Raw genomic sequence first — 14,962 nt, 5'->3', positions numbered from 1 at the left:
CCCTCATCCTGTAGCTTTTGAATCTCCAAATGCGTACACCCTGCCGTTTCCGATGGTGAAGACCATACCACAAGCGACTGCCGGTGAGGATCCACCAGCTGGATAGCTCCAGACGATCTCCCCTGTTGTGGCATTTAAGGCAAATATGCCATCATATTCCATAAAATCCGGCCTGCCAACAAACACGAGTCCATCAGCATATGCCGGAGAGCACCTCCAGTCGCCGATCTCCAGCTCTGAAGGTGTTTTCCATATCAGCTCGCCAGTCTTTGCATCAAAGCAGTATGTGTGCAGTTTGCTGAATCCCTCACAGCCTCCACAAACATACACTCTATCATCGGCAAATGCAGGAGTCGAATCTGTTGGACTTATCTCCGCTCTCCAGAGGATGGATCCATTCACCAGAGATAAAGCGAGAAGGTCTCCATCACCATCAAAGTTGTAGGTTGGCATGTAAACCACGCCGTCATTTATCGTAGCCGAACCACAGGGCGAGTTCTCAGTGCTCAAATTCCATATCTCCGTGCCGTTATTGAGATGAACACAATAGATCCTCCCGCCAAGCCCCCACTCCCAGCTGCCAAATACCAATCTATTTAGATCGATTGCAGGCGTGGATTGTGCATTTCCTTCCACTGTAAAGTTCCAGATCTCTTTGCCCGTCTCTTCCTCAAGGCAGTAGTAATGATGACCATCCCAGTCGCTCACGAAGATCTTTCCCTCCGCTATCGCCGGGCTGCCATCGATGGCGAACCTGCCTGTTGGTGGCGTATAGCTCCAGACCTCCTCTCCGTCGGACGCGTTGAGACAATATGTTCTATCCGATGTGAAGAAGACTTTGCCGTCATGATACACTGGAGTGAAACCGAATGCATAATCTCCCGCTGACTTGAATGGATGCGACCACAGCACCCTACCGGATATCTGATCCAGGCAGACCAACCTGTCAACACAGTTTACGAAAACCATCCCACTGGCCACCGAGACCGAGGAGCCTGGTTGAGCTCTGATATCTTCACTTATCCATGCAGTGCGGTTGTCTCTGGGAGCTTTGGATCTTGAGAGCCCTGTATGCTGCGGATCATGATGGAACTGCGACCATTCATCATCGCCTAGACAGTAAAGCTTCCCATAGTGCTGATCCCCTTCGGTTCCAAAGTACAGTCGACCTTTATATACGGCTACACCTCCCAAGATATAGCCATTATCTGGTGGATCAAACTTCCAGAGAAGCTCACCACGATCTCCTGAATCCTCGATACAATACACAGAACCGTCGATCTGAGCTGTGTTGAAGATGATTCGCGGTTTATCGTAGGCCGTTGAGATCGCTGGAGACGCTTTAACACCTGCCTCCACAGGATAGGTCCATATCATATCACCACTGGTATCATTGATGCACACCAAGGCCCCAGGATGACCATGTTCGCCAACTCCGAGATATACTCTGTCCGCAAAGATCGCTGGAGTCGACGTGCTAAATCCAATAGGCACACTCCAGCCGCGGTCTTCGAATCTTCCTGTCTCTTTGTCAAAAGCTATCTTCCAGACATAACCCTCATTTGCTGTGATCTCGGATGTTGTATAGATCCAACCATCTTTGCATGTGACTGGTGCTCTGATTCGGCCCGGATTATTCTGCGAAAAACTGAGCCTTGTGCTATCGTTGAGACTCAAAGCATCTGCTACTTCTCCGTTCACTCGGTTCAAGCTTAAAATGATGCCATCATTCTGTCCCACTACAACATAATTGCCGATACTGCAAGATCCGCACCATTGATATCCTTTTGTTTCTGAAGTATAGTTCCAGCATTCAGTACCATTATCAAATATGCAAAAGAATTTCTTTTCTGAAGTTCCATACGCGCTGCCCTCACCTATGTACAATCGCAAACCGTCATATGTCAGAGGAGCTTCAAATCTCTTGTCTGTAAGTGAGTAATTCCATAATTTAATTCCTGTCAGTCGATCAACAGCTGCGAGATTTCCAGAATCGGTTGCAGCAAATACCTTCTTCCCACCACAAGCTGGTGTGGAGGTCTGGAAAACCCAGCCGTCGAGATGCGAGGCCCATATGGCCTCTCCCGTGCCCGCATCAAATGCGTAAAGGGTGCCATTTCCTGCAATCACATATACTGCTCCGTCACAAATTACTGGTGTAACATCGACCCTCTGTATATCTGCGGACCATAGGATTACAGGATATTCGGGGAATCTTTCAGAAGTCACTCCGGAGTTAAATCCATCCTGCTGATACTGTGGCCAATCAGATATGCCAACATTGCAGAGAACGGTAAAGATGGCAAAAACCATGATCAATGTGATCAAGTATATACTAGAGTTGCCCTTTAATATGGTGTAAATATCTTTCATATGTAGGGTTGCATGTACCCGCATCATACTCACCATGTGTGCATTTCATGAGTGGCTATATCATCATGCATAATACTAGTCATCTCTTCCAGCAGCCACCACATCTACATATTTTGTTTTAATGTAAGTTTAATTTACTTAAAGGTTTTGGACCCGCCTGGAGTTGTTTGAATGGTACATATCTCAAAACCCCCTCCACCACCGACTGTGAAGTTGTTTCGGAACCTCGTACGCTCTTATCCATATGATGACTTTCCCGGAAAGACAATGGCCCAGGCATGCGTTCTTGGAGAATGAATGAGTGCTTCCAACAACCAGACTACATGTCCTCTAAGTTGTTGAACACACAAGAGCGAACCCTTATTTTTACAATGGCGGATTCTCGCTGATATCGTATTTGGCTCACATTTGCCTCAAAACCAGAGGTTTTTAGGAATACTCTTGAGTTTAACTTTGGAATACAGCATATTCTAATATTAGCATATTAGACACACATCAGCTCTTGTTTATCACAATCACTTTTGCTTATTAGTAGAGGCTCCCACCACGCTCAATGTAATCTTTATATTATACATGATCTAAATAACACTGGCGATCTGCATGGATGCAGAGATCTCATCGATACTGGGGCTGGAGGTGTACACCGATCGTGGCGTGTTTGTTGGCAAGGTCGAGGACGCTGTTCTGGACGCTGATAGCGGCACTCTGAGCGGCATCGCTGTCGGATCCCTCAATAAAGAGCTCTTCGATCTCAAGGGAAGGGGAATCATAGTGCCGTTCAGATGGATCACTGCAGTTGGAGATATAATCATAATGAGGCACACAAAGAGGGTTGCTGCGAAGAAAGATGCCCCTCCCAGAGAGTAGCATGATCAGAAGAGGCCGCAGGAACGAGGCGATATACTCAGAGCTTCGCGTTCGTTCTCCGTTTTTTGTCCGCGTGGACGGCCGCGGTTTCGGAAGGATGCTCAGGGACTTCAGCAAGCCGTACGACCTTGGATTCGCGCGGTCCATCGTCTCTGCTGCGAGGGCATTCATGGAGAGTTCCGGCCTGGCTCCGATACTAGCGTACACGTTCTCCGACGAGATCAACCTGCTCTTCTTAGACGAACCTTTCCGTGGCAGGCTTGAGAAGCTCGACTCCATCACAGCATCCTACATCTCATCATCGCTCTCCATATCCCTCGGCAGGGTCGTCTCGATGGATGCTAGGGTGATACCCATCTGCAGGGAGGAGATCCTCAGCTACCTCCAGGAATCCCAGGCCGAGGCGTGGCGTAACCACGTCTTCTCCTACGGTTTCTACGCTCTTTTGGGTGAAGGGAAAAGCCATGCTGATGCGATGGAGTCTCTCCGCAACATGAAGGAGAGCGATATACACGAGATGCTCTTTCAGCGCGGCGTGAATCTCGCCAAGACCCCTGCCTGGGAGAGAAGAGGGGTGATGGTGTACAGATCGGGCTCAGGCATCGTCGAGGAGTGGGAGCTCCCGCTTTTCACCACTGATGACGGACGCATATTTATGGAGGAGATACTCTCTGCAGCAGAGGAATGACCCATGTGAATCGCCTTTGGGCAAATGCAGAATAGTATGTAGCCGTCTCAAAATTGCTTCGAAAAACCAGCCATGACCCAAGGTCACCATGTGGATGAAAATGGACCTTTGCGAGAACCATTTTCATACCAACCAGCCAGAGCTCGGTTGTTCTGATTGGTGGTGCGATAGAGCAGTATTCAAGTATTGTATCGATGGCGGTATATATTTTGAGATAACTTCTACGTGTATTGACGAAAGTATGTTAACATCAGGCTGACTATTAAACGCTTAAACGCGATCCGATCAATTGTTATGTTTAACTCTGGGGAGTGGAGCGGGCGCGGTGGGGATAAAACGAAGTCCTCCCTGCCTCTGGCATGCTCAACGATAGATAGTTCTGTGATGCAAGTGTTGGCTATGAAGTGGGAAGCCCTACCTTCAGGTAGGGTAGTTCACATGCCGCCCTTCTCGACCAAAGAAATAACCCTTTCCAATCGGATCCATCCCTGCGCGGGGTCCCTATCCGAGATCCAGGGATGATCTCGCAGTGGCGCCGTGGCGATCTGATGCGATCAACACCGCAGCGTACTGTGATCCTGCTGCTTCCCTTTCAAGCTTCATATCGTAATGGAAGATCGGAGATCTCTTGAGATAAATCGGCTTGTGGAATGAAAGGGTCTCGCTCATCGAGATGAACCGCAGGGAGCTCCTCCCCTCGATGATCGTTATGTTCTCTCTCACGTAATCAGAGTACCGCGCCCCAGGCCTGAGCGTCTCGAAAAGCTCCTTTGATATGTAGTGTATTCTTCCATCCAGTCCCTCGATCGCATGCAGCTCCATATCCTCTCCGAAGTATGCCAGTGCGTCTGAGAACGGCCCCTCATCTGTTATATTCAGCAGGCAGGGCGCAGAGTATCTCATGTACCTCGATATATTCTCAGGAATGCCTCTCGTCTCAACGGCAACGACGGGAGACACACGCTCAGAGCCGCAGCTCACGCCGTACACCACCCTCGGCCAGATGAACCTGATCTCTGATCTGCTCCCGTTTAAATCCGCCTTATCCATCCACACAACCTCTCCGCTCTTCTGGTCTAATATGTATAGAGAGACGCCGGCGAGATCCCCTTCGGTATCTGAGATATCTGCCTTTATGACAATGCCATCAGTGAGGTTCTCATAGGATGCGTTGATCCGCGGGGGGAGAGATGTGATGTGGCCGATTGCTGCAATCATCCACTCGTAATCGCCTGGGGATACAAGCATGCTGGGGCTCCTGGATGCGACGAAAGAGCGATTGAGTGTTGTGTTTTTATCAATTCCAACGAAGACCGTGGAGTACTCGAAGAACACCACGAAGAAAGGCCCATCAATTCTGAGATCAGGCACATCTATCTCAGACCAGCTCAGATTGCTGCCAAAGTAAGCTCCAGAGAGGTCTGTGGTTCTGTAAACCAGGTTGAGGGCCGCATCCCATATCTCCAGGACGAATATCCCATCGCGGTTGAGCATGCCGCAGACAGCAATCCTGGAGAGAGTCCAGTTCTCTGGAGGCGTGAAGAGGACCGCATGGCCCTGGTCGCCTGCGAGCCACACACCATCCTCTGGCGCGCTGTCGCTGTACTGGATCGCTACATCCACGGCGCCTGAAATAGAAATGAAGAGCAGCAACAGAACGATGATCAGTCTCATCTCACATCCCCTGAGCAGCTCCATATCGAATCCCTGAGGACTCGGATCGTTTTCGTATCATCGAACTGGCAGCATGAGAGCCATTCCAGACCAGGGGATCTCACGGAAACAACATCGTACCCGAGGCACCCGCACATGTACACCCTTCTTTCCGGCGCTTCATTTATGACGGCTGCATCGTAGGTGTTTTTTCCAACCCAGGACTCCTCAAGCCCGAGGTTCTTTCCCCGACTCCCCATATCGATTACAGAACGTACATCGAAGCTCCCCCAGTAGGAGTCGAATCCCTCGGAGGCCGGAGTTTTGTCGGAGTACTGCCTGTACCTCTGCATGACAAGCCCAGAGGAGTGTGAGCTTATGCTGTAGTGTATGTTTTTGTTAGGGCGGAAGAGATCTGATATAATCGTGTTTGTGCTGTCGTTCATCGATAGCTGGAACCACGCGCTCTTGAGGTACATGTCGCATGCGCGCTCCTTTCTCAGGTCTTTCGTGTAAAGATACGATGTTCCCACACGATCGAGGTTGTTGATAAAGGTCTCCCTGCTCGATATCCCTTCTCCTCTGTAGTCAATCGTACTTGACGTGTGGAGCACGACCGGCCAGGTCTCGTTCACAGAAAGTATGTAGTTCTGTGTTCCTGGTATCTTGACAAGCGTTGATTTAGCATTGACGTTATCGCCTGCTGCCTCCAGATAAATCCTGTCCGCCTCCTCCATTGTGCCGTTCTTCGCAGACACGCGCTCGCTTATGCTCACATGATTGATACCGATCTCAGTGTACCTGCTGTGATCCCCTGTACCGAGTGCGTATCCGTAGAGATCCATGGAGAGGTTCATCGTGAACCTCCTTCCGGTGCTCCATCCTGTATCATACTCATGGATCTCATAGCTCCTCCAGCAGGTTGCCGTGTTCAGAGATGTAATAAGAAGAAGCAGCAGAAGAGCTGAGCGCATGGGATGCGTCGATGACATGCGATTGGTTGTTTTATGCAATCATATAAAAAATTTCTCGCTTTGCGCTTTGTGCGCGCAGATTTAACATTACTACCTCAGCGCTGATATGCCGCGGAACCGCTCCACAGCCTCGCGTATGCACTCACCGACGTAATCGACATCCTCCTGCGTGTTATCCCTTCCCAGCGTTATCCTGAGGGAGCCATGACATCTCACCGGATCCAGGCCTATGGCCCTGAGCACGTGACTCGGCTCCAGCTTCTTTGAAGAGCAGGCTGATCCTGTGGAGACTGCTATGCCCTTTGAGTCGAGGTAGAGCAGCAGCGATTCTCCCTCCACCCTGCCGAAGCCGAAGTTAAGGTTGATCGGAAGTCTCTTAGTCGGATGGCCGTTGAGCCAGGAGTCGTCGATGTTCGAGAGCACAAAACTCTTGAGCCTCTCGCGCAGCGCTGTGAGCCTCTCCGCCTCTCTATCCATCATCTCAGATGCAAGCTCTGCAGCTCTGCCCATACCCACGATCCCCGGTACGTTCTCTGTGCCCGACCTGAGCCCCCTCTCGTGCCCACCGCCCTGGATTATGCTCTCGATCCTCGTGCCTTTTCTGACATACAGCGCGCCGACGCCCTTCGGACCATAGAACTTGTGCGCAGATATTGAGAGCAGATCAACACCAAGCTGGTCAACATTCACGGGTATCTTGCCAACCGTCTGGACAGCATCCGTGTGCAGGAGTATGTCTCTCTCCGAGGCGATCTCCGCGATCTCCTTTATCGGCTGTATTGTACCTATCTCGTTGTTCGCATGCATGACGGATATGAGCACAGTATCATCGCGTATCGCCCTCTCGATCTCTCCCGGATTGACTATCCCCTGATCATCAACTGGAACGCACGTGACATCGAAGCCCATGCGCTCCAGAGACCTGCACACCTCAAGAACCGCAGGATGCTCTATCGACGTCGTGATGATATGCTTTCCCTTGCTGCTGAGCGCAACGCCCTTGAGCGCCAGGTTGTCCGACTCTGTGCCCCCGCTCGTGAAGTATATCTCCTCAGGGCTCGCGCCGATCAGCGAGGCGAGCTCCTCCCTCGCGCTCTCAACAGCATCGCGCGCCTCCCGGCCGAACTCGTGGAGACTTGACGCGTTGCCATACTTCTCCCTGAAGTACGGCAGCATCGCATCCAGGACCTCGGGTGCAACCGGGGTCGTGGCCGAGTGGTCCATGTATATGCGCCTCATGAAAGTCAGTTGATACCACATGCGAGTTAAAGCTTCTCTCCAAACCGATCGCGAACCGGGTTCGCCATCGTCTCTCAGCTCCACGTAGAAACTCATAAGTATTAACAGTTCAGAGCCTAATGTGTGAGTGGGGTTATGAGAAAAGGATTCGCGCTTGCGGCTCTGGCGCTATCGATTCTGGCACTGCCGTGCCTGGCGGAGGAGATATCGCTGGAGTACGACTGGCTCTCTCCATGGTACAATCCGTTTCTGACACACAGCTACCGCTGGGAGTACAGCTGGGTTTATCCGGTGGACCGGCTGCCTTACTACAGTCCGTATTACGGATACACTCCCGTATACTATCCGGTGTACGGAGCGTATCGCTACCCTTCGCCCTCCCATCTTGTCAGAACCACCTTTGATCCGGCAGAGTTGGGCATCGATCCGTGGTGGGATGTAAATGTTTACGGGCTCAGAGGCATGACATTTTACTACACAACACCGCCTACGTTCTTCTATTCGGGCGGCGGATACGTTATGCGGTGAGTCCTGAATAGACTGCATCCAACCTGCTGTTGAACAAACAGCATTGTTAGCGGGCGCTGGGATCTGCAAGGCCCCCATTCTGCTCTCCGGACGGCCGTTTCTTGCGTTTGGTCGCGGGCTTGAATAACTGAACGGTTCTACTGCAATCGACTGCTTTGGACGAGATGCTTCATGAGTGTGGACGGATTGGGTACTGCGATATCACTCATATGAGCGCACGGCCATGCGTTCTGCCCACATCGAGTCGATTGTTAGATATAGTATGATTCATCTATATATAGCCAGAAATCCGGAGAATATGCTAAGACATTATTAATATTATTGTTTTTGAATCAATCTTTTGATGGGGGTGTGTCTATCATTCAAATTTATTTTATACTAAATCTTGATAGAATTCTCAATGCATAAGCCAGTACTCTCAGAAGCATCCTTGTAATAGTTGTCTCTTCGAGGAAACATGGTATTCTATCTCCAAACCAATTGGTCAAAGCACCAAAGAATCCTTCACAAACTGATCTGTGTTTGTATATTTCTCTATTAAAGATCCGATCTCTGATTCTGGATCCAAAACCACCGGCACTTATTTTTCTCGGTTTAATAACAGGCATGTAACCTTTATCTACAACATCATTCAAAAATTTCCTGGAATCATATTCACCGTCACCAAATAAATAGCCTGATCCCTCAGGCACTGTTAGTTCCGATTTTATCCTCGTTTCCACAGGGAATATCGTTTCATTTTTCCTGGTTATTGCTTGTATCTTTATGATATCCTTTTTTTATTTGCGAATTTAGTGGAATCAATGAAACTATCTGTATAATCTATTGATTGTAACCTTTCAAGAACTTTATTTAATATCTCTTCAATATTTGAAGATAAATTCTTTTCCCAGAAATGCAAAACTGAATGATCAATTCTTATTCCAAGCACTTCTTTAATCCTAACTTCTGCTGATCTTAAAGAATGCCCCTCAAACTCTTTTATCAAAAGTGCCTTAATTATGGTCTCCAAATCATAAACTTTTGGTTTTGGAGCATTTATTGATCGCAAATCTAACGATAACGAATCAAATACTTCTAATATTAACTTAATATCGTATAATCTTGTATCCCATCTCTTAAGCATGTTATTTGCTTGTTTTATGGTATATTAAAATTTATCTTAGCTTAACTTTGGAATACAGCATATTCTAATATTAGCATATTAGACACACCCCTTTTGATGGAAAACTATATATCCTTATTACTGAAGTAAATTTATTCGTGGAAGCAAAAGACGCTCTTGAGGAAGTATCGCCTGAGCGCCTCAACCTGGCCCTTAGAAGGCTGAGGCGGATGCTGCAGGCTGCTCACAGAAGCTCGATAGATGTCAAGAACAGCTATGACTTCTACGTCCTGGCCTTCAAGGAGCTGAGCAAGGATAACTACGCTGATGCGTTTCTCTACTACGACAGGGCGAAGTACGAGCTGACCAGCGCGATCAACGAGGCAAAACACAACATACGCGGGCTGCGCATTCACAGCTCCAGGACAGTCTCTTTCTTCTTCAAGCTCTACGGCCTTTACGCGGTGCTCTACGGAGTGATTGCCGCTCTGATCTTTGGAGCGCTGATATATGGCTACTCTGACATCAGGATCCTCGGGGTGCCGCTGTGGAGCTCCTTCTTCGCGGGACTCGGCTCGTCAGCCCAGATACTGACTGGGGTTGTTGATGACCTTCGCAGGGAAGGAATGGTGGTTAGGTACAAGCGGATCTGGTACACGACGATACCGCTGCTCAGCATGATATTCGGATACATGGCGTACCTGCTCTTCAGCAGCGGCCTCATTGCATTCAATGTGAAATCAGATGACACAGTCTTCTCAACCATGCTCGTATGCTTCCTCACCGGGTTCATGACCAACTGGCTTATCAACAGGCTCTCAAGTCTGTCTGATAACATGTAACCCACATAGATTAAAAATATAAATAGTACGCTTGTTATTTAACAGAAAATAAATTATTATAATTTAAATCATATGTGTGTTGCCTGAATCAACGGCTCTCGGGGAGCGGTGTTCACAGGCATGACGCACCATCAATCTTCGGGAGTCTTTGATCTCAGCGATAGGGGATTGCATGACCTGGCATAGCTGGATCACGAGCAACCCGATGAGATTTCGGGTCGTGGCTCGAATTGTAGATTATTTTGCTGGAATCGAGATCTATAGCGAGATATTCTATGAGTCTGGGCGGAGCCAAGCGGATTTCAATGATGCGAGTACACAGCCAGATTTCGAAGCTGTGCGCTGGGATAACACAAAGAGCATGGCCTCATCCCACATGCTTAATGAGAGAGGTACGGAAAAGCAGCCGGATCCACAACAAAAAGTATTTAATTGATAATAATGATGATTTTCTTGAGGTGATCCTCATGTGCTCTGGTCCTGGTTTCAGCCTCATAAATGTGGGGGATGAGGAGCATATACTCGCGAAGGAATACATCTGCCTGGACTGTGGCAGCGCATTCAAGGGGATGGGAGTCCTACCGTCCTGCCCGAGCTGTAAATCCAGGAATGTTAAGCGCGCGAAGAAGCACTCTGCCTGAGCCAGGGGCGTCTCCGGCAGCAATAGGCACAGGCAATTCTGCGCTTTGTAATTGCATACAGGTAGGCTTTATTACGGGGACTCACCCGCCCCTCTCTAAGATCTCGATGAGACTGTCAACATCGTATTTCTGTATGAGTTTCAGAAGGCGATCCGTTTTGCTGTAGAAGTTCCTTATCCCGTTAATCCTCTCCCTGATTTTATCTGCCTCTGGGGTCTCGGAGTCTGAGAGCGCTCTTTCAGCGCGATCGAGGGCCGCCATGATCGTGCTGATCTCCTTGCTGACATGATTCATCATCGCATTTCTGAGCATCTCCGTATCCGTCACGGGTATGTACCTGTACCTCTTCTCCCCTGGCGTTACAACCCTCTTTGCAACGCCGATGCCCTCAAGAATACTCATATTAGTGCTCACAGTGGATTTGCTGTAGCCTGTGATCTCGACCAGATCGTCAAGTGATAATGGGGTTTCAGAGAGCATCAGAATTCCCCTCAGCACCCCAAGCGCATCGCTGTATCCGCGCATTCTCGCGATCTGAACACAGGCCTCAGTGATGTATCTTCTGATCGCCTCGATCTCTTCCCGGTTCATCACCCGAACGTGAGCCGGAAGCCTTAAGTAGTTTTCGTAAATACCGCACGTTCTGTAATCACCGTACATACCAAATCATCGCGGGTGAGGCCCATAGACAGAAAAGAGCGGCTTGGTTGCTGGATAGCAAAGAATCCTGAGCTCATACTCATCGCTGCCGTCCTCCTCACACTTCTGTCGCTTCATTACGCCCAGCAGATCGAGATGCATGGGATGAGGACAGAGGACTTTGTGGATGAGGGATCGATGCTGTATCAGACCTATGAACACCTCTTCAAGGAGCGGTTTGCAACAGTCTCGATAACTGTGGTGATCGAGGGCGATGATGTAACAACCCCTGAAGTCCTGAAGGCAATGGACAGGCTTGCTGTGCACATGGAGTCTGTGCCCGATGTCATATCTGTTGAGGGAATATCGCAGATCGTCAAGACCTCTGCTGAGAATGAACTCGGAAGGGGATGTATTCCAGATGAGCAGGAGCTGATAGATGCGCTTCTCCTTAAAGGGGATCCCAGGCTGCTACAGAACATACTTCCTGACAGAAAGCATACAATACTCTCGATAGAGCTCCCACTCACGCTCACAGATGAGGAGCGTGAGGAGGTCCTGCATGAGACAGAGAAGGCTGTGGCCATGGCCGAGTTTCCTCTAGGAGTGGGTGTTATCGTCACAGGCGATGCTGCGCTTGGAGTGGCGATAAAGAAGGAGATGTCGGAGAACTTTGGAAGCCTGCTTGGCGCATCTGGGGTCCTAATGATCCTGGCCCTTCTGCTCGTCTTCCGGCACGTCAACTGGCCTCTCCTGCCCCTTCCCGTCGTCTTTCTCGGCATAATCTGGACATTCGGGATAATGGGGCTGCTTAAAATCCCGATGACGATGATATCGATGTCTGCCTTCCCGATACTCATCGGCATTGGCATCGATTATGCTATACAATTCCATAACAGGATCGAGGAGGAATTCTCCAAGGGAGGATCTATTAAAAAAGCGGTCGTTGAGACCGTGGCCCATACAGCGCCAGCGGTATTGATAGCGCTGGCTATAACAGCAGCTGGATTCTTCTCGCTATTCACATCAAGCGTGCCCATGATCAGGACGTTCGGCGTCCTTTGCCTTATAGGGCTGATAATGTGTTACCTCTCAGCCCTCTTTGTTGGGATAACCGTGCTCTATGCCGCGGAAACGAGTGGAAACAACAGAAAGAACAGGTCCCGCGGAAGGGACGGAGATGCATCTGAGACAACAGTTGCTGAGACAGCCACTGGCAGAGCTGTGAGATCCGTAGTCAGATTTTCGCTGAGGCGCGGCCCTATGATACTCCTGCTAGCCCTCCTTCTGTCGCTTGCAGGGGTTTACTCCGACACCTTGGTTCCTGTGGATACGGATTTCAAGAACTACATGCCGCAGGATCTTCCTCCACTGGTCCAGTTCAGGCACCTGGTCGATATATTCGGAGGGAGCGATGAGCTGAACATAATAGTCCAGGGAGATGACATAACAGATCCGAAGATGCTGGAGTGGATGAATGAGTTCGGCGAGTACATCATAGAATCAAGACAGCAGGTGTACTTTGTCAACAGCGTTGCCAGTTATATGAGAATGCTGAACAACGGTTCCATACCTGAGGATAAGACCGCCACAAGGTATCTGCTTGGAATCATGCCTTCTTCGATGAGAGACAGGTACATCGATGGGCATGATACAGCTGTGATGGACATCAACATAGGCAACGCGCTGCGGGACCTTGGGGAAGAAGGGGTCGACCGCCTCATAAAAGAGATGTACAAGGACGTCGAGTGGTTTGGCGTACCTCCTGGAACCAGCGTTGTGATAACGGGCAACCTCGTTGTGATGACGACTGTGATCGAGGCGCTCACGACTGGAAGGACAGAGATGACTTTATTCGGGCTAGTTGTGATATTCTTCATCCTGCTTCTGATATACAGAGATCTGATAAAAGCGACAATGCCGGTCTTGCCAATGCTGGTGGTCATCGGATGGATGGGCGGGGTGATGTACATCACAGGCATGAAGTACACACCACTTACAGCCACGCTCGGTGCCCTGATCCTTGGCGTGGGTTCTGAGTACTCGATACTGATGATGGAGAGGTTTTATGAGGAGCTCAAGAGATGTAACGACATCGATCAGGCCATATCAAAGGCGTCGTCGAGCATAGGCTCTGCGCTGGTTGCATCAGGCCTGACCACAGTCTTCGGCTTCGGTGCCCTCATAACATCTCCATTTGTAATAACAAACAACTTTGGCACAGTAACTGTGCTGGCTGTGATATTCGCTCTTATCACAACATTCACAGTATTTCCCGTGCTTCTAATTCAGCTTGAAAGAGAGCGGGAGAGAATTCAGAGGCTGAATGTGATGCTGATCGATGTGATTAAAAGATGCGCAGGTGCTGCTTGATGAGATACGGATTGATAATGCTGTTGATCCTTATTGTCCCAGCGATGGGCCAGAGCAACTACATCCCTCCTGTGATAGAGGGTGAGAACTACTGGAACATGTATGGTTCCCCGAACCTGACTGCTGCGATAAGCGGCACGAACGAGTTCGACAAGGGGGATACGGTCACGCTATACATCGACCTCATAAACTATGGCAGGTTCTTGAGCTTCGAGAAGGACAAAACCGCATACACTCCAATGGAGATGGCGCTCGCTGCCAAAGAGCAGGAGCTGGAGCAGGCCAAGACCACTGCCATAGGAATAGTTGCAACTCTGGTCTCAGAGAGCGAGCAGATCGAGGTCAAGTCCGGAGATCAGGTTGTGGAGTCCCTCAAATCCGGTGACAAAACAAGAAATCCACTCAAGTTCACAGTGAAGATAGCGAAGCATGCACCAGCAGGCGTGTATCCCCTCAAACTCAATCTGGAGTATGACTACCAGTACAACGTCCAGGTCGATGCGAACAAGTTTGATCCAGCTACAAACAACCTCGTAGGGTTCAGGGCCGCCTACTGGTACCAGAAGGCAAACCAGACGGTTATCGTGCCGATCGTCGTGAAAAAGAAGGCGGACTTCATGATCACCGGTGTCAAGGGTGTCCTCCATGCCGGAGCCAAGAAGGATGAGCTGCAGGTTACTTACAAAAACATCGGAGAGGAGGGCGTGAGCGACGCCATCGCCAGGCTGAGCATATTCAAGCCGTTCTCTTCGACAGACGATCAGGCATACATAGGCGATCTCGGGCCTGGTGAGGAGGCGACCGTGGTCTTCCGCCTCGATGTGGACTCTGATGCGACTCCAAAGGAGTATGGCATCAACAGCGAGATCAAGTACACCGATGTGAGGGGGGATACTGTGATATCTGAGAGCATGAAGATCCCAGTGAGCGTGGAGCCAGCATCCGGATCGATGATGCTCCCGGCGATTGCGGTGCTTGTGGTGCTGGGCGGCGCAGGGGCTTACATCTACAGGAGAAGATCAGGCAAAACCTGAGGTTCG

At 49.7% G+C, this 14,962-nt stretch carries 14 protein-coding genes; 7 read left to right on the top strand and 7 right to left on the bottom strand.

The window, feature by feature from the left end; all coding sequences use genetic code 11:
* Positions 1-3: 3 nt before the first annotated feature.
* Entirely contained in the window at positions 4-2,400 is a 2,397-nt protein-coding gene (locus MTHE_RS04565) for an outer membrane protein assembly factor BamB family protein (RefSeq protein ID WP_175265800.1), read from the bottom strand.
* Between the two features lie 573 nt (positions 2,401-2,973).
* On the opposite strand from MTHE_RS04565, the gene MTHE_RS04560 reads away from it, so the two are divergent.
* Together MTHE_RS04560 and MTHE_RS04555 are read left to right on the top strand one after the other, a co-directional pair.
* Positions 2,974-3,240, top strand: coding sequence for a PRC-barrel domain-containing protein (locus MTHE_RS04560; RefSeq protein ID WP_011696059.1), 267 nt, complete (start codon positions 2,974-2,976; stop codon positions 3,238-3,240).
* A 1-nt stretch (position 3,241) separates the two neighbouring features.
* A complete protein-coding gene (locus MTHE_RS04555) occupies positions 3,242-3,928 on the top strand; it encodes a tRNA(His) guanylyltransferase Thg1 family protein (protein ID WP_175265799.1) in 687 nt (228 codons plus the stop codon).
* Between the two features lie 501 nt (positions 3,929-4,429).
* Here the strand turns inward: MTHE_RS04555 and MTHE_RS04550 are convergent.
* From MTHE_RS04550 to nifS, 3 genes are all read right to left on the bottom strand, one after another.
* A complete protein-coding gene (locus MTHE_RS04550; RefSeq protein ID WP_011696057.1) occupies positions 4,430-5,602 on the bottom strand; it encodes a hypothetical protein in 1,173 nt (390 codons plus the stop codon).
* Positions 5,599-6,573: a hypothetical protein gene (locus MTHE_RS04545; RefSeq protein WP_011696056.1), complete on the bottom strand. Its 975-nt coding sequence runs from the start codon at positions 6,571-6,573 to the stop codon at positions 5,599-5,601. The genes MTHE_RS04550 and MTHE_RS04545 overlap by 4 nt, the downstream gene beginning before the upstream one ends.
* Before the next feature lie 72 nt (positions 6,574-6,645).
* Positions 6,646-7,794 (bottom strand): cysteine desulfurase NifS, encoded by a 1,149-nt coding sequence (gene nifS / locus MTHE_RS04540; RefSeq protein WP_011696055.1) that lies wholly within the window; start codon positions 7,792-7,794, stop codon positions 6,646-6,648.
* 135 nt (positions 7,795-7,929) lie between these two features.
* Between nifS and MTHE_RS04535 the strand changes: the two genes are divergently transcribed.
* The gene (locus MTHE_RS04535) at positions 7,930-8,322 is read left to right on the top strand and encodes a hypothetical protein (RefSeq protein ID WP_011696054.1); all 393 of its coding nucleotides are present in this window, start codon (positions 7,930-7,932) and stop codon (positions 8,320-8,322) included.
* A 368-nt stretch (positions 8,323-8,690) separates the two neighbouring features.
* On the opposite strand, the gene MTHE_RS04530 is transcribed toward MTHE_RS04535, so the two are convergent.
* Both MTHE_RS04530 and MTHE_RS04525 read right to left on the bottom strand, forming a co-directional pair.
* The gene (locus MTHE_RS04530) at positions 8,691-9,044 is read right to left on the bottom strand and encodes a transposase (protein ID WP_175265684.1); all 354 of its coding nucleotides are present in this window, start codon (positions 9,042-9,044) and stop codon (positions 8,691-8,693) included.
* A 41-nt stretch (positions 9,045-9,085) separates the two neighbouring features.
* The gene (locus MTHE_RS04525) at positions 9,086-9,448 is read right to left on the bottom strand and encodes a hypothetical protein (RefSeq protein ID WP_175265683.1); all 363 of its coding nucleotides are present in this window, start codon (positions 9,446-9,448) and stop codon (positions 9,086-9,088) included.
* A gap of 137 nt (positions 9,449-9,585) precedes the next feature.
* On the opposite strand from MTHE_RS04525, the gene MTHE_RS04520 reads away from it, so the two are divergent.
* Together MTHE_RS04520 and MTHE_RS04515 are read left to right on the top strand one after the other, a co-directional pair.
* Positions 9,586-10,269 (top strand): hypothetical protein, encoded by a 684-nt coding sequence (locus tag MTHE_RS04520; protein WP_175265798.1) that lies wholly within the window; start codon positions 9,586-9,588, stop codon positions 10,267-10,269.
* A gap of 467 nt (positions 10,270-10,736) precedes the next feature.
* Positions 10,737-10,910: a hypothetical protein gene (locus MTHE_RS04515; RefSeq protein WP_175265797.1), complete on the top strand. Its 174-nt coding sequence runs from the start codon at positions 10,737-10,739 to the stop codon at positions 10,908-10,910.
* 81 nt (positions 10,911-10,991) lie between these two features.
* On the opposite strand, the gene MTHE_RS04510 is transcribed toward MTHE_RS04515, so the two are convergent.
* Positions 10,992-11,501 carry a GbsR/MarR family transcriptional regulator gene (locus MTHE_RS04510; RefSeq protein WP_175265796.1) on the bottom strand — a complete coding sequence of 170 codons (510 nt, stop codon included), beginning with the start codon at positions 11,499-11,501 and terminating at the stop codon, positions 10,992-10,994.
* An 84-nt stretch (positions 11,502-11,585) separates the two neighbouring features.
* Here MTHE_RS04510 and MTHE_RS04505 point away from each other — a divergent pair, with 84 nt between their 5' ends.
* Complete coding sequence (locus MTHE_RS04505) at positions 11,586-13,922, top strand: efflux RND transporter permease subunit (protein WP_011696050.1); 2,337 nt, start codon at positions 11,586-11,588, stop codon at positions 13,920-13,922.
* A complete protein-coding gene (locus MTHE_RS04500; RefSeq protein ID WP_011696049.1) occupies positions 13,922-14,956 on the top strand; it encodes a COG1361 S-layer family protein in 1,035 nt (344 codons plus the stop codon). Before MTHE_RS04505 ends, MTHE_RS04500 begins: the two co-directional genes overlap by 1 nt.
* Positions 14,957-14,962 lie beyond the last annotated feature (6 nt).

Source organism: Methanothrix thermoacetophila PT, from assembly GCF_000014945.1.
Lineage (GTDB): Archaea > Halobacteriota > Methanosarcinia > Methanotrichales > Methanotrichaceae > Methanothrix_B > Methanothrix_B thermoacetophila.
Note: the sequence above shows the minus strand (reverse complement) of the source record. Positions and strands in the feature narration are given on the sequence as shown.